This window comes from Neorhizobium fuzhouense (genome assembly GCF_042611105.1).
GTDB lineage: Bacteria > Pseudomonadota > Alphaproteobacteria > Rhizobiales > Rhizobiaceae > Neorhizobium > Neorhizobium galegae_A.
The window spans coordinates 166253-189336 of record NZ_JBHFFP010000001.1 but is presented as its reverse complement, the minus strand read 5'-3'; the positions used below and the strand labels follow the sequence as shown (position 1 = coordinate 189336).

Below are 23084 nucleotides of genomic sequence, written 5' to 3'. Positions count from 1 at the left end.
CTAGAAAGGAACTATCCGATGAAGTCAGTTGCATATCAGGCCGCAGGAGCCCTCGATCGGCCGGAGGCCCTTGTCGATATCGAACAGGAACGGCCGGTGGCCAGCGGGCGGGACCTGCTGGTGGAAGTGCGCGCCGTTTCGGTCAATCCGGTCGATACGAAGATCCGTCGTGGCGTGTCGGCCGCTCCCGATGGCTGGAAGGTGCTCGGCTGGGATGCGGTCGGCGAGGTCGTCGAGACAGGCGAGGCGGTGACCCGCTTCAAGCCGGGCGACCAGGTGTTCTATGCCGGCGCGCTGGACCGGTCGGGTGCCAACAGCCAGTTTCATCTGGTGGATGAGCGGCTGGTCGGCCACAAGCCCAAGACACTTTCGGACGCAGAGGCGGCCGCCCTGCCGCTGACGGCCATTACCGCCTGGGAAATACTGTTCGAGCGACTGGATGTGCGCCGGCCGGTGCCGGGTGCCGCCAATGCCATTCTCGTCATCGGCGGGGCGGGTGGGGTCGGTTCCATCGCCATCCAGTTGCTACGGGCGCTGACCGACGTGACGGTGATTGCCACCGCATCGCGGCCGGAAACGCAGGCCTGGGTGCGCGAGCTTGGCGCGCATCATGTCGTCAATCACGCGCAGCCGCTCGCGCCACAGGTCGAGGCGCTGGGGCTTGGAGCGCCGGCCTTTGTGTTTTCCACCACCGAAACGCATCTGCATGTCGCCGACATCGCCGATCTCATCGCACCGCAGGGCCGCTTCGGTCTGATCGATGATCCGGCCGTTCTGGATGCAACGCCCTTCAAGCGCAAATCCGTCTCGCTGCACTGGGAGCTGATGTTTACCCGCTCGCTCTACCAGACCGCAGACATGGACGCGCAGGGCAAGCTCCTCGACGAGGTCTCGGCGCTCATCGATGCCGGCCGCATTGCAACCACCGTCACCGAGGTGCTGACGCCAATCAATGCCGCCAATCTCAAGGCCGCCCATGCGATCCTCGAAAGCGGCAAGGCACGCGGCAAGATCGTGCTGGAAGGGTTTTGAGCTGTAAGGTTGCTGGCCAGCAGACGCAAAGGCAGGAGGCGGGTGCACCGCCTCCTGCAAAACTGTCAGGCATTAAGGGCCGAGAGCGCCTCGACCACCCGCGGCATCGCCTCTGCCGGGATCGGCAGCACCGGCCGGGGCGGGGCAGCGTGGAAAAGGTTAAGTTCCGCGGCGATCGCATACATAACCCGAAAACTGCCGAACTGGCGAAACAGGGTCCAAAGCGGCTGGAAGCTGTCGTTCAGCCGGTGCGCCTCTGCCGTATCGCCGGCCTGTGCTGCTCGAGTGAGCGCCAGTGCTGGTGCGGGCAGAAGTCCGGCAACCACGCTGTACCAGGCATCGGCGCCGGACAGCAGCGCCTCGGCCGCACCCCAGTCGCCGCTATAGCCGATCGGAAAGCCGCTCGGCAGGCGCGCCCGCAGCACGGCTATCTCGGCCTCGAAGCTTACATCCACCGGCAACGGCATTTTCACGCCGGCAATTCTCGGCAGGGCCGCCAGCCGGATGATGAGGTCCGGGCTGAAGGTGAATTTCGTCGTGCCGGGATTGTTGTAGATGACGAGCGGCAGGTCAGTCGCTTCGGCGACCGCGGAAAAATGCGCAAAAACCTCGTCCTCGGTGAGCGGCGTATAGGAGACAGGCGCCAGCAGAAGCCCGTCTGCGCCGGCCTCTGCCGCATCGCGCGCCAGCGCCTGCGCCTCGTCGGTGCGAAGCGCGCCGATGCCGACGATGAGCGGCGTGCGGCGCTGAAGCGTCTCAGCGGCAATCTCCACCGCCCGGCGACGCTCCTGTCGCGACAGATAGGCGTAGCCGCCGGTGCTGCCGAGAAGGCCTATGGAATCGACGCCGGCCGCGCTCAGGCGTTCGATCAGCCGCGCCAGCGTCTGCGTGTCAACGGTGCCGTTCGTGTCGGTCGGTGTCGGGGGGAAGGCGGAAAGGCCACGCAGCATGATGCTTCCTCAAATGCGGTTTGCCGCTCCATCGTAATACCAAGTGTCGATGATAGGAACCTATAGGATGGGTCACGACCGGTTTCTGGCTAGGCGCGGTGCGCAGCGCGATGCTGCCGCATCGGGCAAGCGCCGCAACGACGGCAGGGGCCGGTCGTGACCCACCGTCGGCAGGCTTATCGAGCTTTCTGGCGTTGTCGAGGTTCTTGACCGATGCGAAAGCATCGCTCTTCAAACCCCTCCTAGCCAGAAAACTCGATAAACCTGTCCTATAGGTTTCTATCATCGACACTTGGTATAACACCGCGCCGGGGCGCGGTGAAACAGCTTATGAGGGGCACTCAACCGGTGAAAGGTCCATCACGCCACCGGCCTTGAACACGTTCGGGTTCATGTCATAGGCTGGGCCGACCACGATGGAATGGGCCGGCAGAATGCTCTGGTCGATGGTGGCGAGAACCTTCGTGTCCATCTGCTGCAACACCTTGCCGCTGCCGTCGGCAAGCTCGACGTGGACGCCGTAGGATCGCCCCTCGCGCACGCATTGCACATCCGGGCTTTCGAGCACGATCTTTTCCATGGCCGGGTAAAGCGTCTGGCGTGTCTCCAGCGCCGCGCCGCCACGCGGGTTGTCGAACCGGGCAATCGCCACGCCTCCCTGCGGAAGCGGGCCTGTCGGGCGTAGCGTCACCACGTAATTGGCCTTCGACAGTCGGTAGTTGAAGACGAAGATGTGGCCGGAAAATTCGGCCAGTTTTTCCACCTCGCGCTGGCAACCGCCAAGCATCAGCAGGCACAGAGCCGCAACGGTCATCTTCTTGTTCATTCCGGTTCCCCTTTTTGGCGACGATAATGGCGGGCGGCCTTGGCGCGGTTGCCGCAGACGGTCATGTCGCACCAGAAGCGGCTCCTGTTCTTCGAGCGGTCGACAAACAGCCAGCCGCAATGGCCGCAGATCTTCAGCCGATCCTTCTGCGGCAGGGAAAGCAGCCGCAGCGCCGAATGCACTGTGGCCGATTCCAGCGCAAGCGGATCCGGGTTCTGCCGCAGCAGGCGGGCGCCGCAATCCAGAAGATCGGCGAGAAGCGGCACTTGCGGCGTCCCGAGCACGTCGGCGCGGAAATGACGGTCGATCGCCTCGCGAAACGCCAGGAAGGTTTCGCTGCTTGCCGGATCGATCGGCTTCACCTCGCCGAACAACGCCCGTTCGGCGCAGAATTCCCGTGCCGCCTGCGGAAATGCATGGAGCTGTGCCGGCTCCGCGAAACGGTCGATGCTGCGGGCAGCGTCAAAGCGCAGGATCACGCTGTTGGCGACATCGAGCGCCAGTGCGCCGCCGGCAAAACGGTGAGGGGTCCAGGAAAAACTCATGCGCCAATATAACTGGTAAAAGGCATTTTACCAGTTATAATTCATCAAGCCGGTCGAACGGGGAGGTGCCATGCTCTACGCCCTGCAACAGCTGCTCAATGCCCTGCCGATCGCCAGCCTCTATGCGGCGCTCGCCTTTGGCTATGTCATTGCCTTTGCCGTCACGAAGCGGGCGGATATCACCTATGGTGCGCTGTTTGCCTTTTCCGGCCACGTCTTCCTGCTGGGCGCCCATTGGGGCTGGAACCGGCTGTTCCTCAACTTTCCGGCGGCCCTGGGGCTCGGTGCGCTTCTGGCGGTGCTCGTTGGAACGGGAAGCGGCGTGCTGATCGGACGGCAGGTGGTGGCGCCCTTGTCGCGGACGTCGCCCAATGCACTGACCGTTGCTGCGCTCGGCCTGCTTCTGGTGCTGATGGAGGGGGCGCGCCTGTTGTCCGGAACGCGCGAACTCTGGCTTGCCCCCTTTTTCAACGGGCCGCTCATCCTTTGGACCGAGGGAAACATGCGGGTGAGCCTCACGCTCCTACAGGCGTTGAACAGTGTTCTGCTTCTCATGCTGGTGGCCGGCGGCGGATGGTTTCTGGCGGTGAGCCGCTTCGGGCGCAACTGGCGTGCGGTTTGCGACGATCCGCTGGCGGCCGAACTTTGCGGCGTGGCCTCGGCCCGCATCTGCGCCGGCGCCTACGGCTTGGCGGCGCTCTTTGCTGCCCTGTGCGGGCTCCTGGCGACGGCCCATTACGGCACGATGGATTTTGGCGCCGGCCTCGCCTTTGGCCTGAAAGTGGTGCTGATCGCCGCCGTGGGAGGGCACAGCCAGCCGCTCCGATCGGCCGCCGGTGCCGCCCTCTTCGGCCTTTGCGAAACGCTGTGGAGCGGATACGGCCCGGCCCTCTGGCGCGATGCGGCGATGCTGGCGGCTCTTGCAACGCTGCTGGTGATCAGCCGGCGGGAAAGGGGGCCGGTGTGAGGGAGGCCGGTGTGAGCGGGCTTAGCCCTTTGCCCATTTGTCGCGCGCCGCATCGTCGGCATCCTTGGCCGAGACCCAGCCGCCGGCGGTACCGTCTGCCAGATGCTCCTTCTTCCAGAAGGGCGCTGCGGTCTTCAGGAAGTCCATCACGAAATTGGCGCCGTCGAAGGCGGCCTGCCGGTGCGGGGCGCAGGCGATGACGAGAACGATGTTTTCGCCCGGCAGAATCTTGCCGTAGCGGTGGATGGCGGTCATGCCCATGAGCGAAAAACGCTCGATCGCAAGCGCTCCGATCCGGCGCATTTCGGCCTCTGCCATGCCGGGATAATGTTCCAGTTCCAGCGCGTCGAGACTGCCGCCTTCATCGCGGCAGAGGCCGCTGAAGGTGACGACCGCGCCGATATCCATGCGCCCGGCCGTCAGTCGGTCGATTTCCGTCTGCAGGTCGAAATCCTCGCGCTGGACATGGATGATCGGGGTCGTCATGGACAATGCCTCAGCGTTGTGCGGCGATAGGCCGTTCTGTGCGATGCGTCTTGCGGCCTCATCCGCCCGTCATCGGTGGAAAGATGCCGATTTCGCGGGCGCCGGCAATCGGCTCGTCGTGGTCGACATGCTCCTGGTTGACGGCAACGCGGATAACGTCGGGATATTGCAGCGCCGCCTCGTAGCCATCACCCAGCGTCTTCAGATGAAGCAGAAGGTCGCCCGCCGTCACCACCGTCTCCGGCAGGTCCAGTTCTTCCTCCGGCTTGTCGATGCGCTCGCGCACCCAGGCGAAATAGACGATGCGAACCTTCATTCTTCGTCCACCACATGCTTGAGGCCGGCCTTGAAGTAATCATATCCGGTGTAGATCGTCAGGATTGCGGCAAGCCACAGCAGGGTGATGCCGGTGGCGGTGGTGTAAAAGCCGAACTTGTCGCCGGCGGGACCGGCCAGCAGAAAGGCGATCGCCACCATCTGGATGGCGGTTTTCCACTTGGCAATCCGCGTCACCGGCACCGCCACCTTCAGCGCCGCCAGATATTCGCGCAGGCCCGAAACGAGGATTTCGCGGCAGAGAATCGTGATCGCCGCCCAGAGCGACCAGCCGGCAATCGTGCCGTCGGCGGCCATCAGCAGCAGCACCGAGGCGACCAGCAGCTTGTCGGCGATCGGATCGAGCATGCGTCCGATATTCGATGTCTGGTTCCAGATGCGGGCCAGATAACCGTCGAGATAATCGGTAATCGAGGCGACCGCGAAGATGGCAAGCCCCGTCCAGCGGGCAAAATCCGAGCTTTCCAGCCGGCCCTCGATGAAAAAGCAGACCACGATCAGCGGAACCGCCAGGATGCGCGCATAGGTCAGAAGATTGGGAATGTTGTATGCGCGCGAAGCCATGACGGACCTTACCCTGATATGTGCTGTTAAGTGATACGCCAGAGACGAGGCGTCAACACCCTCGGTGTGAAATGTGGCGGCTTTGCATCCTCAGCCGGTACGGTTTTCATGGAAGTGGTTGTAGACCTGTTTGGCCACCGTTTCGGAAATCCCTTCCACTGCCATGAGGTCGGAGATGCCGGCACGCGACACGGCCTTGGCGGTGCCGAAATGTTGCAGAAGCGCCCGCTTGCGGCCGGGGCCAATGCCGGAAATCTCGTCCAGCGGATTTTTGACCATCTCCTTCTTGCGCCGCGCCCGGTGCGAGCCGATGGCAAAGCGGTGCGCCTCGTCGCGCATGCGCTGGACGAAGTAGAGAACGGGATCGCGCGGCGGCAGCGAAAAATCACTGCGGCCGTCGGCAAAGAATCGCTCGCGCCCGGCATCGCGATCAACACCCTTGGCAACGCCGATAGCGGTCACCACGTCACGGATGCCGAGGTCGTCCAGGATTTTGCGAACCGCCGACATCTGGCCCTGTCCGCCGTCGATGAGGATGACATCCGGCCAGGCGGGAAAGCCGCTGTCGATCACCTCGTCCGGCCCGTCCGCCGTCTGCGTGGCGGCGGCGCTGCGGTCCGGCAGGCCTTCCTCCTTCAGGAGGCGCGAAAAGCGCCGCGTCATCACCTCGCGCATCATGCCAAAATCGTCGCCGGGGGTGATGTCGGTCGATTTGATGTTGAACTTGCGATACTGGCCCTTCACGAACCCTTCCGGCCCCGCCACCACCATGCCGCCCACCGCATTGGTGCCCATGATGTGGGAGTTGTCGTAGATCTCGATGCGGCGCGGCACGTAAGCGAGGCCGAAGGTCTCGGCAAAGCCTTTCAGCAGCCGCTCCTGCGAGGCCGTTTCGGCCAGCTTCCGGCCATGCGCCTCGCGGGCATTGGCCAGGACATGGTCGGTCAGATCCTTCTTCTCGCCGCGCTGCGGCACCTGGATGGTGATCTTGCCGGTCGATTTTTCCGACAGCGCAAGGCTCAGCAGGTCCTGTTCCTCGACCGTTTCGGACAGAAGGATCTGGCGCGGCGCCGGCTTGTCGTCATAAAACTGCGCGAGGAAGGCGTTCAGCACTTCCGATCCGGTGAGCTGCGGATCCGCCTTCGGAAAATAAGCCTGGTTGCCCCAGTTCTGCCCGGCGCGGAAGAAGAACACCTGGATGCAGGTGAGCCCGCCCTCGTGATGGATGGCAAACACGTCGGCTTCCTCTACGCCCGCCGGATTGATGCCCTGGTGGCTCTGCACATGCGACAGCGCTGACAGCCGGTCGCGGTAGACGGCGGCGCGCTCGAAATCCATGTCGTCGGAGGCTTCCGTCATCTGGCGGGCAATCGTTGCCTTAACCGCCTGGCTGCGGCCTGAGAGAAAGTCCTTGGCCTCGTTGACCAGCTCGCCATAGTCCGCATCCGAGATCTCGTGGGTGCAGGGGCCGGAACAGCGCTTGATCTGGTAGAGCAGGCAGGGCCGCGTGCGGGCCTCGAAGACGCTGTCGGTGCAGGTGCGCAACAGGAAGGCGCGCTGCAGCGAGTTGATGGTGCGCCCGACGGCGCTTGCCGAGGCAAAGGGGCCGAAATAATCGCCCTTGCGGGCACGCGCGCCGCGATGCTTGTAGATGGCCGGCGCCCGATGGTCGCCGGTCAGCATGATATAGGGAAAGCTCTTGTCGTCGCGCAGAAGCACGTTGTAGCGCGGGCGCAGGCGCTTGATGAGGTTCGCCTCGAGCAGCAGCGCTTCCGTCTCGGTGCGGGTGGTGACGAACTCCATCTGCACGGTCTCGCGCACCATCTTGGTCAGACGGTTGGAATGCACGCGCCCTTGCGCATAATTCGTCACGCGCTTCTTCAGGCTGCGGGCCTTGCCCACGTAGAGCACGTCGCCCGCCTCGTTGAACATGCGGTAGACGCCCGGCGCGTTCGGCAGGTGCTTGACGAATTCGGCAATCAGATCGGCGCCCTTGAGGCCGCTTTCGTTGCGAAGCCCCGCATGCCATTCGATGCCGGAGAGCATGCGCGCAGCCTCGCCCGGGGCCGCTACAACCTCGTCGTCATCCTCGTCCGTTTCGTCGTAAAGAACGCCACCGTCAGGCAGTTTCGTTCCATTCATTCAATGATCTCCGCCACATCCGGCGTTTGCCAGGCCAGGTGCTGGCCTCCGTCCAAGGCTATCATTTGGCCCGTGATGGACGGAGTGTCAAAAAGAAATCGGATCGTGCGGCCGAATTCATCGGGGCCGGGACCGCGTTTCAGCGGCAGCGCATCGATCTGCCGCTGGAAATCCTCGGGCGCCTGACGGGCGCTGCGGAAGGAGGGGCCGGGGCCGATGGCGTTGACGCGCACGCGCGGCGCATAGGCCTGCGCCAGCGTCTGCGTGGCCGTCCAGAGCGCCGTCTTGGAGAGCGTATAGGAATAGAATTGCGGCGTGAGCTTCCACACCCGCTGGTCGATGATGTTGACGATGAGGGCGTTCGCCGCCTCCGGCAACTGGCGCAGCAGCGCCGCCGACAGGATGGAGGGCGCCCGCACATGGATGGCAAAGTGGCGGTCGAACGACTGCGCGTCGAAGGCATCTGCGGTATCGCTCACGAACAGCGAGGCATTGTTGACGAGGCCGGTGATCGGCCCGAGCTGTTGTGCCGCCTGATCGATCAGCGAGTCCGTCGCCTGCGAATCGAGAAGATCGGCCTCGACGGCTGCGGCGCGGTGACCTTCCGCCCTCAACTCCGCTGCAAGCTGCTCGGCCTCGGCAAACGAGCGGTCGGCGTGAATGGCAACGCCATAGCCATGGCGGGCCAGATCCTCGGCAATCGCCCGTCCCATGCGTCTGGCGGCGCCGGTTACAAGTACGGTCGGCAAATGTTCCATGGTCTGTCCCGCCTCTTTTGCCTGTTGCGCATGCACCATTGCTTGCCGGTGCTTTACGCCGGGATCAAGAGGCTGGATTGCCGGAATGCGCGAGGCTTTTCATTACGGGAATGTATTTATGTATTCACGCGGGCGTGAGAAATATTGGCATTTTTATACTGAGTTTAACCTTTGGTTAGGGTTAATAAAGTGCCTGTGGCGGCAAAGCAACATCCAGATTCGGCCATCCCGTTGCCGCAATCAATTCACAATTCGGTACTTTCAATTCCTCAATTGCCCACCAAATTCGATCTCAACGAGCAGGGAGCAATGGCGTTGTCATTGACTGAAACAGCGCCTCCCGGCCGGCATCGAAAAGGAGAAAATTATGCGTACTCTCATTGCTACCCTGATGGTTTCCGCAGCCAGCCTTGCAGCCGTATCGGCACAGGCCGCTGACGCCGTCACCCAGGTTCCGGAAGCCCCGGCCGCCTATGACGCCCCGGCTCCCGTCAGCAACTGGTCCGGCTTCTACCTCGGCGGCACCGGCTCCTACGATTGGGGCAAGGTCAAGGGCGGCGCCGGTGAGCCGAGCGCTGACGGCTGGGGCGGTGGCATCTACGGCGGTTACAACTGGCAGAGCGGCCAGATCGTCTACGGTGCGGAAGCCGACCTCGGCTACAACGACCAGAAGGGCACTTCGAACGGCATCACCGGCGAAGAAAAGCTCAACGGCTCGGTTCGCGCCCGCCTCGGCTATGACTTCAACCCCTTCATGATCTATGGCACGGGCGGTGTCGCCATTGCCGATCACAAGGTCTCGAGCGCTGCCGGTTCCGACAGCAACACCTCGGTCGGCTACACGGTCGGCGCCGGTGTCGAAACCATGGTCACCAAGAACATCACCGCACGCGTCGAATACCGTTACACCGACTACCAGGACAAGGACTACAACCTGGGCGGCACCAACGTTTCGCGCGGCTTCGACGACCAGTCGGTCAAGCTCGGCATCGGCGTGAAGTTCTGATCTTCGATCTTCGGATCGACGAAAAAGGGCCGGGGGGAAGCCTCCGGCCTTTCTTTTTGTCTCGCGCGCGTTGTGTCCGGTTGCCTCAGGCGGCCGCCTTGGTGCGCGTGTGGACCAGTTGCGAGAAGGCGCGCGGCCATGCGGCAAGCCGCGGGCGACCGACATCCCACCGTCCGGCATAGCGCACGTGCAGATAGGCGATCAGGGCCGCCAGCGCAAAATGGCCGCCATTCAGCTTCTTGTCGGTCCGGGGAACATGGCATTCCAGAAAATCCAGGCCCCGCGCCACCTTCACCCAGTGGCGGTCCAGCCAGGGCTGGTAAACTTTCTCTTCCGGGCGAAAACGCTGCTCATAGGTGATCTGCATCAGGCTGTCGGTAATGCCGTCGCAGAGCGCCTCCAGCATGTCGACCTCTGCCCGCTTCTTCGGGTTGCGCGGATAGAGCTGCCCATCCGTCAGCCGGTCGAAGAAATGCATGATGGCGACACTGTCGCAAAGCGGCAGTTCCCCATCGCGGATCAGCATGGGAAACCTGCCAAGAGGATTACTGCCGATAAGTTCCGGCGGTGGCGCGGAAACGGCTGCATTCACTTCCGTGACCGCAATTCCTAAATGGCGAACTGCCATAAGACACTTTGCCGAAAATGGCGAAGCGGGGGTGTAGAGAAGACGCACGACAGGATCCTGGCAATTGTTGCTCTGTCGGCCTTTATAGAACGGGTACGCAAGAAGGAATACGACTCTTTTCAATGAGTCGCAATTTATACTTCTAGATAGCCATTAATATTCAAATTTATTGTGCATCACCAAATAATGTTTTAGTTATATATGAATGTTTCGGAATAATACTTAAGGCGCTTATGCTGCCGCCCCATGTGTCAAGAATCGACAGGGGCGGCCCGGTCTGCTGCTGCGCTTGAGGCCTTCTGTGCCATTTGAGTTGCGCGCGGTTGTCCGGTGCCTGTTGCGGCGATCAATTGCGCGAGGTGAAGGCGATGCCACGCACTGCCTTCACCTTTGCGGATGTCTGCACCTCAAGATGACGGTACCGGCAAGAGATGGGGCGCCGGGAGGCGCAATGGGTCTTATGCGACCGATTTCATGCTGTCGTAGTCGGCAAACAGCTTTGAAAACTTCTGCGGCCAGGCGGCAAGGTTGGGGCGGCCATCGGCCCATTGTCCGGCAAAGCGCAGATCGAGATAGCCAATCAGCGCGGCAAGCGCGAAATGGCCGCCGTTCAGCTTCTTCTCCGTCTTCGGCAGGTTGTTTTCAAGGTAATCCAGGCCGCGCTCCACTTTCGACCACTGCTTGTCGATCCATGGCTGGTGGACGATCTCGGCCGGGCGGCCGCGCCGTTCATAAACGATGGCAAGCAGGCAGTCGGTAATACCGTCGCAGAGCGCTTCCAGCACTTCCGCATCGGTGCGCTTCTCGTCCTTGGCCGGATAGAGCTTACCCTCCGACAGCCGGTCGAGATAATGCATGATGGCGACACTGTCATAGATCGGGCTTTCGCCGTCGCGGATCAGGACGGGGATCTTGCCGAGCGGGTTGTTGTCGATCAGTTCGGCCGGCGCAGCGCCGGTGTCGGTCTTCACCTCGTCTATCGTGATGCCGAGATGGCGGGCAGCCATGCGGCATTTGGCCGAATAGGGCGAGGCGGGGGAGTAGAGCAGTTTCATCTTGTCTGTCCTGTGGGTCGTAAAGGTCAGCGTGCCGGCGGCACGGTGATGCGTTTGAGCGAGCAGGCCTTGGCATCCACCTCCGGGCAGGTGCGGAAGGAAAGATCCTTGGCAAGGCAGATGCGCACTTCCTCAAGGCGGCTTGCCTCGCAGGTCACCGCAATGCCTTCCGGGCGAAGCCCCGGATTGGCGGCGATAAAACTCTGCTCGATGGCTTCTGCCGAATAGGTTTTTGCGCTGTCTGCGGCGACAATCTCGGCAGGAAGCCTGATGCGCTCGAAGGCTGCGCGGGTGGTGTCGAGATAGGCTTTCTGGGAGAGGCCCGAGCAGGAGCCGTGCTTGCGCCACTCATGGCCGATCAGCCCCATCGACGGCATGATGTCGAAATAGGCGCGGCCAAGCTCTTCCGGTACGCGCCGCGGCTCTTTCGTGGCGCAGGTTTCCGGATAGCCCTTTTCGTTCTGGGGCCACAGACCATGCGCGATGAAACCGAAGGCCTTGTCCGGCCCGCATTGCTCCGGGCTGGTCTTGCCCTTGGCCGAACCGCAATAGGACGGCGACCACGACAGCGACAGCACATAGAAGTCGAAGCCGGACGGGCGATCCTGAGCGCTCGCCGGCAGGGCAATTGCGGCAAGAAGCATCACGAGCAGGGCGCAAACGGGACGGAACACCATGAAAACCTCCCAGGAAATGCCGGCACCATGTCCCAGCCCGGCCCGCCCGGTCAAGCCACCGGTCGGGCCGCGCGATGAGGTCGGCCGGTCAGGTCTCTTCGGGCGCCTCTTCGCCGCGCAGCCAGAAGGCGCGCTGCGAGGCATAGCGATCCTGCGCCAGCACATCCTTGATCACCGGCAGGATCACATGCAGGTCGGCTTTCAGCGTAAACGGCGGGTTGACGATGACAAGGCCGGAGCCGGAGAGACCGGTGCCGTCGCGGTCGCTTTTCACGGAAAGCTCCGTGCACAGCATCTTTGGAATCTGAAGCGCCTGCAGGTCCTCGTGGAAGCGGCGGATCGGCGCCCCCTTCTTCAGCGGATACCAGAGGCAATAGGTGCCGCCGGGAAAACGGCGATAGGCGGTGGCAAGCCCGTTCACCAGCCGGTCATACTCGCCGTCGATCTCGAAGGGCGGATCGACGAGGATGATGCCGCGCTTTTCCTTTGGCGGCAGATGGGCGCCGAGCGACAGCCAGCCATCCAGTTCGGTGACGCGCACCTGATAATCCCCCTCGAACAGGCGCGACAGGCGGCCGTAATCCTCCGGGTGCAGTTCCATCGCCGCCAGCCGGTCCTGCGGACGAAACAGCATGCGCGCAATTTTTGGCGAGCCGGGATAACGGGAGATGTCGCCGGTTGGATTGAGTTCGCGCACGGCGTCGAGATAGGGAGACAGAACGGCGGCGACCGGCGCCTGCAGATCAGCCGCCATCAGCCGGCCGATGCCGTCGCGCCATTCGCCGGTCTTCTGCGCTTCTTCCGACGACAGGTCGTAGAGGCCGATGCCGGCATGGGTATCGAGCACGCGAAAGGCCTTGTCCTTCTTCTGCATGTGGCGCACCAGAAGGCACAGCACCGCGTGTTTGAGGACATCGGCAAAATTGCCGGCGTGATAGATATGCCGATAGTTCATGAGAAAGCCTGCTGGGTGGCGTCAATAGAATTGATGCATCGCAAAAGGCGCTTTTGGCGACGCTTGTCCTGTCCTATAGGAAAGGCATGAACGTGACGACCCCGATCTCCGCCAAATCTGCCATTGGTCATACGGTGTGCCCGCATGACTGTCCCTCCGCCTGTGCGCTCGATATCGATCTGACGCCCGATGGCCGCATCGGCCGGGTGCGGGGCGCGAACGCCAACAGCTATACGGCCGGCGTCATCTGCGCCAAGGTCGCCCGTTATGCCGAGCGTCTCTACCATCCCGGCCGCCTGATGACGCCGAAGCGTCGGCTGGGCGGCAAGGGGGAGGGCGCCTGGCAGGAGATTTCCTGGGAAGCCGCGCTCGACGAGATTGCAGATGCCTTCGTCAAGGCGGAGGCCGCACACGGGCCTGAGGCCATCTGGCCCTATTTCTACGCCGGCACGATGGGGCAGGTGCAGCGCGATTCCATCGAGCGGTTGCGCCATGCCAAGCGCTATTCCGGCTTCTTCGGCTCGATCTGCACCAACATGGCCTGGACCGGCTATGTGATGGGAACCGGTGCGCTGCGCGGCCCCGATCCGCGCGAAATGGCGAAATCCGATTGCGTCGTCATCTGGGGCACCAATCCGGTCGCCACCCAGGTCAATGTGATGACCCACGCGATCAAGGCCCGCAAGGAGCGCGGCGCAAAGATCGTCGTGGTCGATGTCTATGACAGCCCGACGATGAAGCAGGCGGACGTGAAGATCGTGCTGAAGCCCGGCACGGATGCAGCGCTTGCCTGCGCGCTCATGCATATCGCCTTCCGCGACGGGTATGCCGACCACGCCTATATGCAGAAATTCGCCGACGATCCGGCAGGGCTTGAAGCGCATCTTGAAACCCGGACGCCGCACTGGGCCTCGGCCATAACAGGGCTTTCGGTGGAAGAGATCGAGGCGTTCGGCCGGCTGGTCGGCACAACGAAAAAGACCTTCTTCCGCCTCGGCTACGGTTTTACCCGCCAGCGCAACGGCAGCGTTGCCATGCATGCGGCGCTGTCTCTCGCCACCGTTCTCGGTTCCTGGCAATATGAAGGCGGCGGCGCTTTTCATAACAATGGCGAAATCTTCAAGCTCGACAAGCGCGAACTGATGGGCACGTCCTACATGGACCCTGACGTGCGCATGCTCGACCAGTCGCAGATCGGCCGCGTGCTGACCGGTGATGCTGTGGCGCTTCGCCATCGCGGCCCGGTGACGGCGCTTCTCATCCAGAACACCAATCCGATGAATATTGCGCCGGAACAGCGGTTGGTGCGCGAGGGCTTTGCCCGGCCGGACCTGTTTTCCGCCGTCCACGAGCATTTCATGACCGAAACGGCCGAGATGGCCGATATCGTGCTTCCCGCCACCATGTTCGTCGAACATGACGATCTCTACCGCGCCGGTGGGCAGAACCACATCCTTCTCGGCCCGAAACTGGTCGAGCCGCCGGCGACGGTGCGCACCAATCTCTTCGTCATCGAGGAACTGGCAAAGCGCCTCGGCGTCTCGGACTATCCGGGATTCGGCCTCACCGAGCGCGAACATATTGACCGCATGCTGCTGCCCAACGGCTATCCGGGCTATGAACAGCTTCTTGTCGACAAGTGGATCGACTGTCAGCCGGCCTTCGAGGACGCGCATTATCTGAACGGTTTTGGCTATGCGGACCGGAAATTCCGCTTCTGCCCAGATTGGGAAAATGGCCCGTCTCCCAACAAGACGCCGGCAAGCCTTGGGGCGCTTGGCCCCTATCAGCAACTGCCGACGTTCCCCGACCAGGTGGACGTGATCGAGGTGGCCAACGCGGCGCATCCCTTCCGCCTGGCAACGTCGCCCGCGCGCAATTTCCTGAACTCCACCTTTGCCGAGACGAAGACCTCGCGCGACAAGGAAGGCCGCCCGGAGGTGATGGTGCATCCCGATGATGCCGCAGCGCTTTCGATCGCTGATGGAGATATTGTCCGCATCGGCAATCCCCGCGGCTCGCTCCGCATCCATGCGAAGATCACATCCGGCGCCCGGCGCGGCGTTCTGGTGGCCGAAGGGCTCTGGCCGAACAAGGCGCATCTCGATGGCGAGGGCATCAACATCCTGACCGGTGCCGATCCGGTTGCCCCCTATGGTGGCGCGGCAGTCCACGACAATCGCGTCTGGCTTTTAAAGGACAATGCATGACGAATGCGGATAAGGTGAAGATCGAGATCGTCGAGAAGAAGCTTCTTTCCGACAACTGGTATCTTCTGAACAAGGTGACCTTCGATTACACCGATGCCAAAGGCCGCACCCATCGGCTCGACCGCGAGGTCTATGATCGCGGCAATGGCGCCACCATCCTACTTTATGATCTCAGGCGCGATGTGGTGGTGCTGGTGCGCCAATTCCGTATGCCCGCCTTCCTCAACGGCCATTCCGGCTGGATGATCGAGACGCCGGCCGGCCTTCTGGACGGCGACCAGCCGGAAGAGGCGATCCGCCGCGAGGCGATCGAGGAAACCGGCTATCAGGTGCGCGACGTCAAGTTCCTGTTCAAGTGCTTCATGTCGCCCGGTGCCGTCACGGAACTCGTGCATTTCTTTGCGGCCGCCATCGATACCAGCGACCGGGTTGCTGAGGGTGGTGGCCTGGACGACGAAAACGAGGATATCGAAGTGATGGAAGTTCCGGTCTCGCAGGCGCTTTCGATGATCGAGAGCGGCGAAATCTGTGATGGCAAGACCATCATGCTCCTGCACTGGCTGGTGCTGAACCGCCAGACGCTGGCCTGAGTTCAAGGGCGGCGCGCCGCACTCGTTTTGCCGTCTGCGGCTCGCCCCCCGGCGGACCTTTTTCGTTTGACATCGTGGTTGCGCCTCATGTCAATATACATTATATGAAATTATATAATGTATATTGAGGACGTCGCCATGAAGACCATTGTCGTCAACTTACTCTTCAGCATTTCCGACCAGCCGGCGCTGGCGGAGATTGCAGACCTTGGCGCAAACGGCACCCGTTGCCTGATCAACCTGCGGCCGGATGCGGAGGAGGGTGCGCCCGGCAGCAAGGCGGAAAAGCGGGCGGCCGAGGATTCAGGCCTCAACTACCGCTTCATTCCCGTGACCGTTGCCGATCTGACCGAAGCTGATGTCGATGCCTTTCGCGCAGCCCTTGCTGAGAGCAAGGGGCCGGTGCTTGCCCATTGCAAAAGCGGCATGCGGGCGCTTCTGCTTTATGTTCTGGTCGAGGTGATCGACGGGCGCATGGCGTTGGCGGATGTTACGGCCTTTGGCGAGACCCACGGTTTCGACCTGTCACCTGCCGTCAACTGGCTGCAAAACCGCGCCGGCAAGAGCCCCCGGGTGAAGGCCTTCTTCGATCCGCGCACCTGGAGCGTCCAGTATGTCGTCTCCGATCCGGCGACCCGCCGATGCGCCATCATCGATCCGGTTCTCGATTATGACGAAAAATCCGGCCAGACCTCGACCGAAAACGCCGACCGAATCCTCGCTTACATTGCCGCCGAAGGGCTGACGGTGGAGTGGATCCTCGACACGCATCCCCATGCCGATCATTTTTCCGCAGCCTTCTACCTGAAGCAAAAAACCGGCGCACCGTCTGCCATCGGCGATCATGTGGTCGAGGTGCAAAAGCTCTGGAAGGGTTTTTACAACTGGCCTTCTCTCGCCACGGATGGCTCGCAATGGGATCGGCTGTTTGGCGACGGTGAAACCTTTTCCATCGGCACGCTTTCTGCGCGGGTCATGTTTTCGCCCGGCCATACGCTGGCTTCCATCACCTATGTCATCGGCGATGCCGCCTTCGTCCACGATACGCTGTTCATGCCCGACAGCGGCACGGCGCGCGCCGATTTCCCGGGCGGCAGTTCCGAAGCCCTGTATGCATCGATTTCCGCAATCCTTGCCCTACCGGACGAGACCCGGCTGTTTACCGGCCATGACTACCAGCCGGGCGGGCGCCATGTGCGCTACGAAAGCACGGTTGCGCAGCAGAAGGCGCAGAACCCGCATCTGGCGGGAATCGACAAGGCAGGTTTCGTTGAACTGCGCGAGGCGCGCGACCGCACCCTGCCGATGCCCAAGCTCATCCTGCATGCGCTTCAGGTCAATGTGCGCGGCGGACGCCTGCCGGAACCGGAAGACAATGGCCGGCGCTATCTGAAGATCCCGCTCGACGCACTGGAAGGGGCCGTATGGTGATGGACTTTTCAAGCCTTAAGGCCATGTCCGGCATGACCCCGCAGGCCATGGAGGCGCGCGCCACGGAAGTGGCCGGCCATCTGAAGGTGCTCGCCCATCCGGCGCGCCTGATGCTGGTCTGCACCCTGGTCGAGGGTGAATACTCCGTCGGCGCGCTCGAAGAAAAACTCGACCTGCACCAGCCGACACTCTCCCAGCAGCTGACCGTGCTTCGGGAAGCCGGCATCGTGGAAACACGCAAGGAGGGCAAGCAGGTGTTCTACCGCCTGACGGAGGCAAAGACGGCGCAGCTGATCGCTGCCCTCTTCACGATCTTCTGCGCCGATGAGGTGTCGCCATGATCGGCTATGTTGCATCCCTCTGCGGTGGCCTGCTGATCGGATTGTCCGCCATTTCCTATCTCATCCTGACCGGTCGTATCGCCGGCATCAGCGGCATTTTGGGCCGACTGGCCGGCGGTCATACCGTTCTCCTGAACGGTGCCTTCGTGCTGGGGCTCGTCATCGGTCCTTTGCTGTATGCGCTGGTCTTCGGGGCGTTGCCCTCCGTCACGCTTGTCGCCTCGACGCCGCTTCTCATCGTTGCGGGACTTCTCGTCGGCATCGGCTCGCGCATGGGCTCGGGCTGCACCAGCGGCCATGGCGTTTTGGGCCTTGGCCGGCTCTCGCCCCGCTCCATGGTGGCCGTCGCAACTTTTCTTGCAAGCGGCATCGCCACCGTCACCCTGTTGAGGATCGTCGGATGAGCGTGGATCTTCGCCAACCTCTCGCCGCCCTCGGCTGCGGCGCTCTGTTTGCCTTCGGGCTGTCGCTCTCGGGTATGCTCGATCCGGCTCGCGTCCAGGGCTTCCTCGATCTGTTCGGCGCCTGGGATCCTAGCCTTGCCTTTGTGCTCGGCGGTGCCGTTTCGGTCGCCATGGCCGGGATGGTTCTGGTGCGCCGCATGGCAAAGCCCGTGCTTTCTGAAAAATTCCAGATCCCGACGAATCGGGTGATCGACCGGCCGCTGGTTCTCGGCTCGGCCATCTTCGGCATTGGCTGGGGGCTTGGCGGCCTCTGCCCGGGGCCGGCGCTTGCGGCGCTCTCGCTCGGCCTCATGCCGATTGCCGTCTTCGTTCTGGCCATGATCGCCGGCATGGTCATCCACGACCGCTTCCTATCGGGGCGCGTGTGATGACGGATATGCTGGTTGCCGCTATCGGCTCGGGCAGTCTCGTCGGCTTCACGCTCGGACTTCTCGGCGGTGGCGGTTCGATCCTTGCCACGCCGCTCCTGCTCTACGTGGTGGGGGTCACCTCACCGCATGTGGCGATCGGCACCGGTGCGCTCGCGGTTGCTGTCAACGCGGCGGCCAATTTTGCCAACCATGCCATGAAGGGCCATGTCCGCTGGCGCTGCGGGCTGGTATTTTCAGTGTTCGGCGTGGCGGGCGCCTTTGGCGGCTCCACGCTTGGCAAGGCCATAGACGGCTCCAAGCTTCTGCTGCTCTTCGGCCTCGTGATGATTGTCGTCGGCGTGTTGATGCTGCGCAAGCGACCTGTCGCGGTGGAAACCCTTGTGCGCAAGGATGATCTTGCCACCTGCGCGCTGACGGCAGCCGTTGCCGTCGCAACCGGGGCAGCCTCCGGCTTCTTCGGCATCGGCGGCGGCTTTCTCATCGTTCCGGCGCTGATGTTTGCAACGGGCATGCCGATGATCGATGCCATCGGCACATCGCTGATGGCGGTTACGGCGTTCGGGCTTGCGACGGCGTTCAATTACGCGCTCTCGGGGCTGGTCGATTGGCCGCTGGCCGGCGAATTCATTCTGGGCGGCGTGATCGGAGGTGTCATCGGCACAATCGCCTCAACCTGGCTCTGCACCTACAAAAACGTGCTGAACCGTATCTTTGCCGGCGTCATCTTTGTCGTCGCCGCCTATGTGATCTATCGCAGCCTTGGCGCGCTTGGCGCCTGAGGTTTTCTCAGGCGCTGATCAGGCTTGCGCCGGCATCCACCACGGCGCCGTCGCGCTGGACGCTGCCATCCGTCAGCATCTGCACGCGGCCTTCCGCCACCAGTTTCAGCGCCAGCGGATAGGTGCGGTGTTCGACGGCAAGCAGTCGCGCCGCCAGCGTCTCGGCGGTGTCGCCGGGCAGGATCGGCACGACGGATTGGGCAATCACCGGGCCTTCGTCCATGCCTTCGGTGACGAAATGCACCGTGCAGCCGGTGACCAGCATGCCGGCATCGAGCGCCCGCTGATGGGTGTGCAGGCCGGGAAACAGCGGCAGCAGCGACGGGTGGATGTTGAGAATTTTGCCCGCATAGGGCCGGATGAAATCCGCCGACAGAAGCCGCATATAACCGGCAAGGCAGACGAGATCCGGCTGAAGCCCGGCAAGTGCGGAAAGAATGGCCGCCTCATGGGCTGCCTTGTCGGCAAAATCGCGCCGCTCGAAGGCAAAGGTTTTTATGCCGCGCGCCTCGGCCTTCGAAAGACCGCCGGCGGTTTTCTTGTCGGCGATCACACCGACGATCTCGGCTGGAAAATCGGCAGCCGCCATCGCCTCCGCCAGCGCCAGCATGTTGGAGCCGCCGCCGGAAATCAGAACGACGACGCGCTTGCGGACCGGGCTCATAGGGCAAGCGTGCCCGTGTAGATCGTGCCGGCGGCCCCTTCCGTGCGCGCCACCATGCGGCCGAGCGGCACGACGATCTCGCCTTCTGCGTTGAGAACCTCGGTCACGGCAGCCGCATTCTCCGGCGCAACGACGGCAATCATCCCGACGCCGCAGTTGAAGGTGCGCAGCATTTCATGGGCTTCGACGCCACCGGTTTTGGCAAGCCACGAGAACACCGGCGGCACAGGAATGCTGTCGAGATCGATTTCGGCGGCCAGATGATCCGGCAGGACGCGCGGAATATTGTCGGGAAAACCGCCGCCGGTGATATGGGCCAGCGCTTTGAGCGCTCCCGTCTCGCGGATCGCCTTCAGGAGCGGCTTTACATAGATGCGGGTCGGCGTCAGCAGTGCTTCGCCAAGCGTCTTGCCTTCGGCAAACGGGGCCGGCGCATCCCAGCCAAGGCCCGAAAGCTCGACGATCTTGCGCACCAGCGAATAACCGTTGGAATGTACCCCCGAGGAGGCAAGGCCGAGAATGAGGTCGCCGGCCTGCAGGTCGCCGGTCGGCAGAAGCTGGCCGCGTTCGGCAGCGCCGACGGCAAAACCTGCCAGATCGTAATCGCCATCGCGGTACATGCCGGGCATTTCGGCGGTCTCGCCACCGATCAGCGCGCAGCCGGCCTGGCGGCAGCCATCGGCAATGCCGAGAACGATCGCCGCACCCTGGTCAGGGTTCAGCTTGCCGGTTGCGAAATAATCGAGGAAGAACAGCGGTTCTGCACCCTGCACGACGAGGTCGTTGACGCACATGGCCACCAGATCGATACCTACGGTGTCGTGGCGGTCGGCGTCGATGGCGATCTTCAGCTTGGTGCCGACGCCGTCATTGGCAGCCACCAGAACCGGATCGGTAAAACCTGCAGCCTTCAGGTCGAACAACCCGCCAAAACCGCCGATTTCGCCATCGGCGCCGGGGCGGCGCGTGGAGCGCACGGCCGGCTTGATCTTTTCCACCATCAGGTTTCCGGCATCGATATCGACGCCCGCATCGCTGTAGGTGAGACCGTTCTTGCCTGCTGTGCTCATCGCCTGTCTCCGCTCGTGCCCGGCAGGTTCTCGAAAGGCAGCGCTCGCGGGTGCGACAAGAACCTGCGCCAATGAAAAAGGCCATTCCGCCTCCGGAAGCCTGCACTGAAACGGCCGGCCGGTCGCGGGATCTGCCCGGAAGCGGTCGCCATTGCACGGGACGCGGCGATATGCAAGCACCTGGCCGGCGAAACCCCTGTTTTCCAAGGTGTCCAATCGTGATTGCCGGGGCATTTCGCAACCGTCTTGACCTTGCCGTCGGCACCGGCCTATCCCACTTCTCGTGAAGTGACGCAAAGGGACCGGATGCACATGGCCTATCATATCAGTGGCGCAAGCCTCAGGCGTTACGTGCTGTTCTGGCTCGCGGCGCTTCTTGCCTTCGTGATCTTTCTCCTGGCCTTCCGCACCATCCTCCTGCCCTTCGTGGCGGGCATGGCGCTTGCCTATTTCCTCGATCCGGTAGCCGACTGGCTGGAGCGGCGGGGCTTGAGCCGCCTGATGGCAACGGTCGTCATCCTCATCAGTTTCGTGCTGATGTTCACCGTGGCGCTGATGGTGCTGATCCCGCTCATCATCAGCCAGTTCAACCAGTTCGCCCAGAGCCTGCCGCAATATGTGACGCAGCTGCAGCAGCTGATCGCAAGCCCGCAGAACTCCTTCCTGCCCAAGTGGATGGTGACGCAGATCGAGGCGGTGAAGGAAAACTTTTCCAGCCTGATGACGGAGGGTGCCGGCTTCCTCGGCAGCCTGCTCAACCAGATCTGGAATTCCGGCAAGACCATTGTCGACATCATTTCGCTGCTCGTTGTCACGCCCGTCGTTGCCTTCTACATCCTCTTGGACTGGGACCGCATGGTCGCCAAGGTCGACAGCTGGATCCCGCGCGATCAGGTGGCTACCGTGCGCCAGCTCGCCCACGAGATGGACGAGGCGGTGTCGGGCTTCATCCGCGGGCAGGGCTCGCTCTGCCTCATCCTCGGCATTTTCTATGCGGTCGGCCTGTCGTTGGTCGGGCTCAATTTCGGCCTGCTCATCGGTTTCGTCGCCGGCATGATCTCCTTCATTCCCTATATCGGGTCGCTTGTCGGGCTGGTTATGGCGGTCGGCGTGGCGCTCATGCAGTTCTGGCCGGACTATGGGTGGGTCATTGCCACCATGTGCGTCTTCTTCCTCGGCCAGTTCATTGAGGGCAATATTCTGCAGCCGAAGCTTGTCGGCTCCAGCGTCGGCCTGCATCCGGTCTGGCTGATGTTTGCGCTTCTGGCCTTTGGCGCCATGTTCGGCTTCGTCGGCCTGTTGATCGCCGTGCCGGCGGCCGCCGTCGTCGGCGTGCTTGTCCGGTTTGCGATCTCGCGATATCTTCAAAGCGACATTTATTTCGGCCATTCCTCCGCGCTGCCCTGGGACGACAAGCGCAGTGTGGAGGGCAGGGTCCTCAGTGAGCGTGACGAGCCCCCGACATCCACATGACAGAGACGCTGGACAAACTGAAGCGTCAGCGCGCGGAACAATTGCCGCTGGCGCTGACCCATGATGCGGCAACCGGCCGCGACGACCTGTTGATTGCAGCGCCCGTCAGCGCCGCCGTCGCCATCATCGATGCCTGGCCGCACTGGCCGTCGCCGGTGGTGATCCTGACGGGGCCCGCCGGCAGCGGCAAGTCGCATCTCGCCAGCATCTGGCGCGAAAAATCCGGCGCCACCGCCATCCATCCGATGGCGGGCGGCGACGCGGCCATGCAGGCAGCGGCCGGACCGGTGCTGTTTGAGGATGCCGACCGCAGCGGCTTTGACGAAAACGCCCTGTTTCACGTCATCAACAGCGTCAAGGAACATCGCACCAGCCTTCTGATGACGGCGCGGCTCTGGCCGATGTCATGGTCGGTCAGCCTGCCGGACCTGCGCTCGCGGCTGAAGGCGGCGACCGTGGTCGAGATCGGCGAGCCGGACGAGGACCTGCTCGGGCAGGTGATCATCAAGCTCTTTGCCGACCGCCAGCTCCACATCGACGACCGGATTGTCGCCTATATCGTCCAGCGCATGGAGCGCTCGATGGAGGCAGCACAGGGCGTGGTCGACCGACTCGACCGGTTGGCGCTGGCGCGCGGCACGCGCATCACGCGCATGCTGGCGGCCGAAGTGCTGGAAAGCTTCGCCAGACGCGACGGCGATGATTGACTGTCATTGTTTCGTCGTTGAAACATTGTAGGCGGGCGCTGGGGCAATCCGTTTGGC

At 62.7% G+C, this 23084-nt stretch carries 26 protein-coding genes; 12 read left to right on the top strand and 14 right to left on the bottom strand.

Features of this window, described 5'->3' with window-relative positions; genetic code table 11:
• Positions 1-18 precede the first annotated feature (18 nt).
• Entirely contained in the window at positions 19-1032 is a 1014-nt protein-coding gene (locus tag ACEXP3_RS00965; protein WP_377295591.1) for a zinc-binding alcohol dehydrogenase family protein, read from the top strand.
• A 65-nt stretch (positions 1033-1097) separates the two neighbouring features.
• Here ACEXP3_RS00965 and ACEXP3_RS00960 read toward each other — a convergent pair whose 3' ends face one another.
• The 3 genes from ACEXP3_RS00960 to ACEXP3_RS00950 form a co-directional block, all read right to left on the bottom strand.
• Positions 1098-1982, bottom strand: coding sequence for a dihydrodipicolinate synthase family protein (locus tag ACEXP3_RS00960; RefSeq protein WP_377295590.1), 885 nt, complete (start codon positions 1980-1982; stop codon positions 1098-1100).
• A 328-nt stretch (positions 1983-2310) separates the two neighbouring features.
• Entirely contained in the window at positions 2311-2808 is a 498-nt protein-coding gene (locus tag ACEXP3_RS00955) for a hypothetical protein (RefSeq protein ID WP_377295589.1), read from the bottom strand.
• The gene (locus tag ACEXP3_RS00950) at positions 2805-3353 is read right to left on the bottom strand and encodes a CGNR zinc finger domain-containing protein (protein ID WP_377295588.1); all 549 of its coding nucleotides are present in this window, start codon (positions 3351-3353) and stop codon (positions 2805-2807) included. Before ACEXP3_RS00950 ends, ACEXP3_RS00955 begins: the two co-directional genes overlap by 4 nt.
• A gap of 70 nt (positions 3354-3423) precedes the next feature.
• On the opposite strand from ACEXP3_RS00950, the gene ACEXP3_RS00945 reads away from it, so the two are divergent.
• Entirely contained in the window at positions 3424-4320 is an 897-nt protein-coding gene (locus tag ACEXP3_RS00945) for an ABC transporter permease subunit (RefSeq protein WP_377295587.1), read from the top strand.
• 21 nt (positions 4321-4341) lie between these two features.
• Here ACEXP3_RS00945 and ACEXP3_RS00940 read toward each other — a convergent pair whose 3' ends face one another.
• The 5 genes from ACEXP3_RS00940 to ACEXP3_RS00920 all read right to left on the bottom strand — a co-directional run bounded on the left by ACEXP3_RS00940 (position 4342) and on the right by ACEXP3_RS00920 (position 8606).
• Positions 4342-4806, bottom strand: coding sequence for a molybdenum cofactor biosynthesis protein MoaE (locus tag ACEXP3_RS00940; protein ID WP_210102950.1), 465 nt, complete (start codon positions 4804-4806; stop codon positions 4342-4344).
• Between the two features lie 58 nt (positions 4807-4864).
• The gene (gene moaD / locus ACEXP3_RS00935) at positions 4865-5122 is read right to left on the bottom strand and encodes a molybdopterin converting factor subunit 1 (protein WP_210102949.1); all 258 of its coding nucleotides are present in this window, start codon (positions 5120-5122) and stop codon (positions 4865-4867) included.
• Complete coding sequence (pgsA, locus tag ACEXP3_RS00930) at positions 5119-5706, bottom strand: CDP-diacylglycerol--glycerol-3-phosphate 3-phosphatidyltransferase (RefSeq protein ID WP_210102948.1); 588 nt, start codon at positions 5704-5706, stop codon at positions 5119-5121. Before pgsA ends, moaD begins: the two co-directional genes overlap by 4 nt.
• A 90-nt stretch (positions 5707-5796) precedes the next feature.
• The gene (uvrC, locus tag ACEXP3_RS00925) at positions 5797-7848 is read right to left on the bottom strand and encodes an excinuclease ABC subunit UvrC (RefSeq protein WP_210102947.1); all 2052 of its coding nucleotides are present in this window, start codon (positions 7846-7848) and stop codon (positions 5797-5799) included.
• Positions 7845-8606, bottom strand: coding sequence for an SDR family oxidoreductase (locus tag ACEXP3_RS00920; protein WP_377295586.1), 762 nt, complete (start codon positions 8604-8606; stop codon positions 7845-7847). The genes uvrC and ACEXP3_RS00920 overlap by 4 nt, the downstream gene beginning before the upstream one ends.
• A gap of 367 nt (positions 8607-8973) precedes the next feature.
• On the opposite strand from ACEXP3_RS00920, the gene ACEXP3_RS00915 reads away from it, so the two are divergent.
• On the top strand, positions 8974-9612 hold the full coding sequence (locus ACEXP3_RS00915; protein WP_210102945.1) for an outer membrane protein: 639 nt from the start codon (positions 8974-8976) through the stop codon (positions 9610-9612).
• An 85-nt stretch (positions 9613-9697) separates the two neighbouring features.
• Here ACEXP3_RS00915 and ACEXP3_RS00910 read toward each other — a convergent pair whose 3' ends face one another.
• The 4 genes from ACEXP3_RS00910 to ACEXP3_RS00895 form a co-directional block, all read right to left on the bottom strand.
• Positions 9698-10288, bottom strand: a complete 591-nt coding sequence (locus ACEXP3_RS00910) for a glutathione S-transferase N-terminal domain-containing protein (RefSeq protein WP_210102944.1) — start codon at positions 10286-10288, stop codon at positions 9698-9700.
• 410 nt (positions 10289-10698) lie between these two features.
• Positions 10699-11295, bottom strand: coding sequence for a glutathione S-transferase (locus ACEXP3_RS00905; protein ID WP_377295585.1), 597 nt, complete (start codon positions 11293-11295; stop codon positions 10699-10701).
• 26 nt (positions 11296-11321) lie between these two features.
• Entirely contained in the window at positions 11322-11939 is a 618-nt protein-coding gene (locus ACEXP3_RS00900; protein ID WP_377296050.1) for a ribonuclease T2 family protein, read from the bottom strand.
• Positions 11940-12060: 121 nt separating this feature from the next.
• On the bottom strand, positions 12061-12927 hold the full coding sequence (locus ACEXP3_RS00895) for a 23S rRNA (adenine(2030)-N(6))-methyltransferase RlmJ (protein WP_377295584.1): 867 nt from the start codon (positions 12925-12927) through the stop codon (positions 12061-12063).
• A gap of 86 nt (positions 12928-13013) precedes the next feature.
• On the opposite strand from ACEXP3_RS00895, the gene ACEXP3_RS00890 reads away from it, so the two are divergent.
• The 7 genes from ACEXP3_RS00890 (at position 13014) to ACEXP3_RS00860 (ending at position 19113) form a co-directional block, all read left to right on the top strand.
• Positions 13014-15137: a molybdopterin-containing oxidoreductase family protein gene (locus tag ACEXP3_RS00890; protein ID WP_377295583.1), complete on the top strand. Its 2124-nt coding sequence runs from the start codon at positions 13014-13016 to the stop codon at positions 15135-15137.
• The gene (gene nudK / locus ACEXP3_RS00885) at positions 15134-15727 is read left to right on the top strand and encodes a GDP-mannose pyrophosphatase NudK (protein WP_377295582.1); all 594 of its coding nucleotides are present in this window, start codon (positions 15134-15136) and stop codon (positions 15725-15727) included. Before ACEXP3_RS00890 ends, nudK begins: the two co-directional genes overlap by 4 nt.
• Before the next feature lie 138 nt (positions 15728-15865).
• Entirely contained in the window at positions 15866-17158 is a 1293-nt protein-coding gene (blh, locus tag ACEXP3_RS00880) for a bifunctional sulfur transferase/dioxygenase Blh (protein WP_377295581.1), read from the top strand.
• On the top strand, positions 17152-17499 hold the full coding sequence (gene bigR / locus ACEXP3_RS00875; protein WP_210102937.1) for a sulfite-sensing transcriptional repressor BigR: 348 nt from the start codon (positions 17152-17154) through the stop codon (positions 17497-17499). The genes blh and bigR overlap by 7 nt, the downstream gene beginning before the upstream one ends.
• On the top strand, positions 17496-17903 hold the full coding sequence (locus ACEXP3_RS00870; protein ID WP_377295580.1) for a YeeE/YedE family protein: 408 nt from the start codon (positions 17496-17498) through the stop codon (positions 17901-17903). The genes bigR and ACEXP3_RS00870 overlap by 4 nt, the downstream gene beginning before the upstream one ends.
• Positions 17900-18331 carry a DUF6691 family protein gene (locus ACEXP3_RS00865; protein ID WP_377295579.1) on the top strand — a complete coding sequence of 144 codons (432 nt, stop codon included), beginning with the start codon at positions 17900-17902 and terminating at the stop codon, positions 18329-18331. Before ACEXP3_RS00870 ends, ACEXP3_RS00865 begins: the two co-directional genes overlap by 4 nt.
• A complete protein-coding gene (locus tag ACEXP3_RS00860; protein ID WP_377295578.1) occupies positions 18331-19113 on the top strand; it encodes a sulfite exporter TauE/SafE family protein in 783 nt (260 codons plus the stop codon). Before ACEXP3_RS00865 ends, ACEXP3_RS00860 begins: the two co-directional genes overlap by 1 nt.
• Positions 19114-19120: 7 nt before the next feature.
• Here ACEXP3_RS00860 and purN read toward each other — a convergent pair whose 3' ends face one another.
• Positions 19121-19777, bottom strand: a complete 657-nt coding sequence (purN, locus tag ACEXP3_RS00855; protein WP_377295577.1) for a phosphoribosylglycinamide formyltransferase — start codon at positions 19775-19777, stop codon at positions 19121-19123.
• The gene (gene purM, locus ACEXP3_RS00850; RefSeq protein ID WP_377295576.1) at positions 19774-20847 is read right to left on the bottom strand and encodes a phosphoribosylformylglycinamidine cyclo-ligase; all 1074 of its coding nucleotides are present in this window, start codon (positions 20845-20847) and stop codon (positions 19774-19776) included. The genes purN and purM overlap by 4 nt, the downstream gene beginning before the upstream one ends.
• A 312-nt stretch (positions 20848-21159) precedes the next feature.
• On the opposite strand from purM, the gene ACEXP3_RS00845 reads away from it, so the two are divergent.
• Positions 21160-22320, top strand: coding sequence for an AI-2E family transporter (locus ACEXP3_RS00845; protein WP_377295575.1), 1161 nt, complete (start codon positions 21160-21162; stop codon positions 22318-22320).
• A complete protein-coding gene (gene hdaA / locus ACEXP3_RS00840) occupies positions 22317-23027 on the top strand; it encodes a DnaA regulatory inactivator HdaA (protein ID WP_210102930.1) in 711 nt (236 codons plus the stop codon). The genes ACEXP3_RS00845 and hdaA overlap by 4 nt, the downstream gene beginning before the upstream one ends.
• The last annotated feature ends 57 nt before the right edge of the window (positions 23028-23084 follow it).

What these genes read in the sequence shown, in the direction of transcription:
- ACEXP3_RS00965 (WP_377295591.1), top strand. Translation starts at nt 19, where the DNA reads ATGAAGTCAGTTGCATATCAGGCCGCAGGAGCCCTCGATCGGCCGGAG.
- ACEXP3_RS00960 (WP_377295590.1), bottom strand. Translation starts at nt 1,982, where the DNA reads ATGCTGCGTGGCCTTTCCGCCTTCCCCCCGACACCGACCGACACGAAC.
- ACEXP3_RS00955 (WP_377295589.1), bottom strand. Translation starts at nt 2,808, where the DNA reads ATGAACAAGAAGATGACCGTTGCGGCTCTGTGCCTGCTGATGCTTGGC.
- ACEXP3_RS00950 (WP_377295588.1), bottom strand. Translation starts at nt 3,353, where the DNA reads ATGAGTTTTTCCTGGACCCCTCACCGTTTTGCCGGCGGCGCACTGGCG.
- ACEXP3_RS00945 (WP_377295587.1), top strand. Translation starts at nt 3,424, where the DNA reads ATGCTCTACGCCCTGCAACAGCTGCTCAATGCCCTGCCGATCGCCAGC.
- ACEXP3_RS00940 (WP_210102950.1), bottom strand. Translation starts at nt 4,806, where the DNA reads ATGACGACCCCGATCATCCATGTCCAGCGCGAGGATTTCGACCTGCAG.
- moaD (WP_210102949.1), bottom strand. Translation starts at nt 5,122, where the DNA reads ATGAAGGTTCGCATCGTCTATTTCGCCTGGGTGCGCGAGCGCATCGAC.
- pgsA (WP_210102948.1), bottom strand. Translation starts at nt 5,706, where the DNA reads ATGGCTTCGCGCGCATACAACATTCCCAATCTTCTGACCTATGCGCGC.
- uvrC (WP_210102947.1), bottom strand. Translation starts at nt 7,848, where the DNA reads ATGAATGGAACGAAACTGCCTGACGGTGGCGTTCTTTACGACGAAACG.
- ACEXP3_RS00920 (WP_377295586.1), bottom strand. Translation starts at nt 8,606, where the DNA reads ATGGAACATTTGCCGACCGTACTTGTAACCGGCGCCGCCAGACGCATG.
- ACEXP3_RS00915 (WP_210102945.1), top strand. Translation starts at nt 8,974, where the DNA reads ATGCGTACTCTCATTGCTACCCTGATGGTTTCCGCAGCCAGCCTTGCA.
- ACEXP3_RS00905 (WP_377295585.1), bottom strand. Translation starts at nt 11,295, where the DNA reads ATGAAACTGCTCTACTCCCCCGCCTCGCCCTATTCGGCCAAATGCCGC.
- ACEXP3_RS00900 (WP_377296050.1), bottom strand. Translation starts at nt 11,939, where the DNA reads ATGCTTCTTGCCGCAATTGCCCTGCCGGCGAGCGCTCAGGATCGCCCG.
- ACEXP3_RS00895 (WP_377295584.1), bottom strand. Translation starts at nt 12,927, where the DNA reads ATGAACTATCGGCATATCTATCACGCCGGCAATTTTGCCGATGTCCTC.
- ACEXP3_RS00890 (WP_377295583.1), top strand. Translation starts at nt 13,014, where the DNA reads ATGAACGTGACGACCCCGATCTCCGCCAAATCTGCCATTGGTCATACG.
- nudK (WP_377295582.1), top strand. Translation starts at nt 15,134, where the DNA reads ATGACGAATGCGGATAAGGTGAAGATCGAGATCGTCGAGAAGAAGCTT.
- blh (WP_377295581.1), top strand. Translation starts at nt 15,866, where the DNA reads ATGAAGACCATTGTCGTCAACTTACTCTTCAGCATTTCCGACCAGCCG.
- bigR (WP_210102937.1), top strand. Translation starts at nt 17,152, where the DNA reads ATGGTGATGGACTTTTCAAGCCTTAAGGCCATGTCCGGCATGACCCCG.
- ACEXP3_RS00870 (WP_377295580.1), top strand. Translation starts at nt 17,496, where the DNA reads ATGATCGGCTATGTTGCATCCCTCTGCGGTGGCCTGCTGATCGGATTG.
- ACEXP3_RS00865 (WP_377295579.1), top strand. Translation starts at nt 17,900, where the DNA reads ATGAGCGTGGATCTTCGCCAACCTCTCGCCGCCCTCGGCTGCGGCGCT.
- ACEXP3_RS00860 (WP_377295578.1), top strand. Translation starts at nt 18,331, where the DNA reads ATGACGGATATGCTGGTTGCCGCTATCGGCTCGGGCAGTCTCGTCGGC.
- purN (WP_377295577.1), bottom strand. Translation starts at nt 19,777, where the DNA reads ATGAGCCCGGTCCGCAAGCGCGTCGTCGTTCTGATTTCCGGCGGCGGC.
- purM (WP_377295576.1), bottom strand. Translation starts at nt 20,847, where the DNA reads ATGAGCACAGCAGGCAAGAACGGTCTCACCTACAGCGATGCGGGCGTC.
- ACEXP3_RS00845 (WP_377295575.1), top strand. Translation starts at nt 21,160, where the DNA reads ATGGCCTATCATATCAGTGGCGCAAGCCTCAGGCGTTACGTGCTGTTC.
- hdaA (WP_210102930.1), top strand. Translation starts at nt 22,317, where the DNA reads ATGACAGAGACGCTGGACAAACTGAAGCGTCAGCGCGCGGAACAATTG.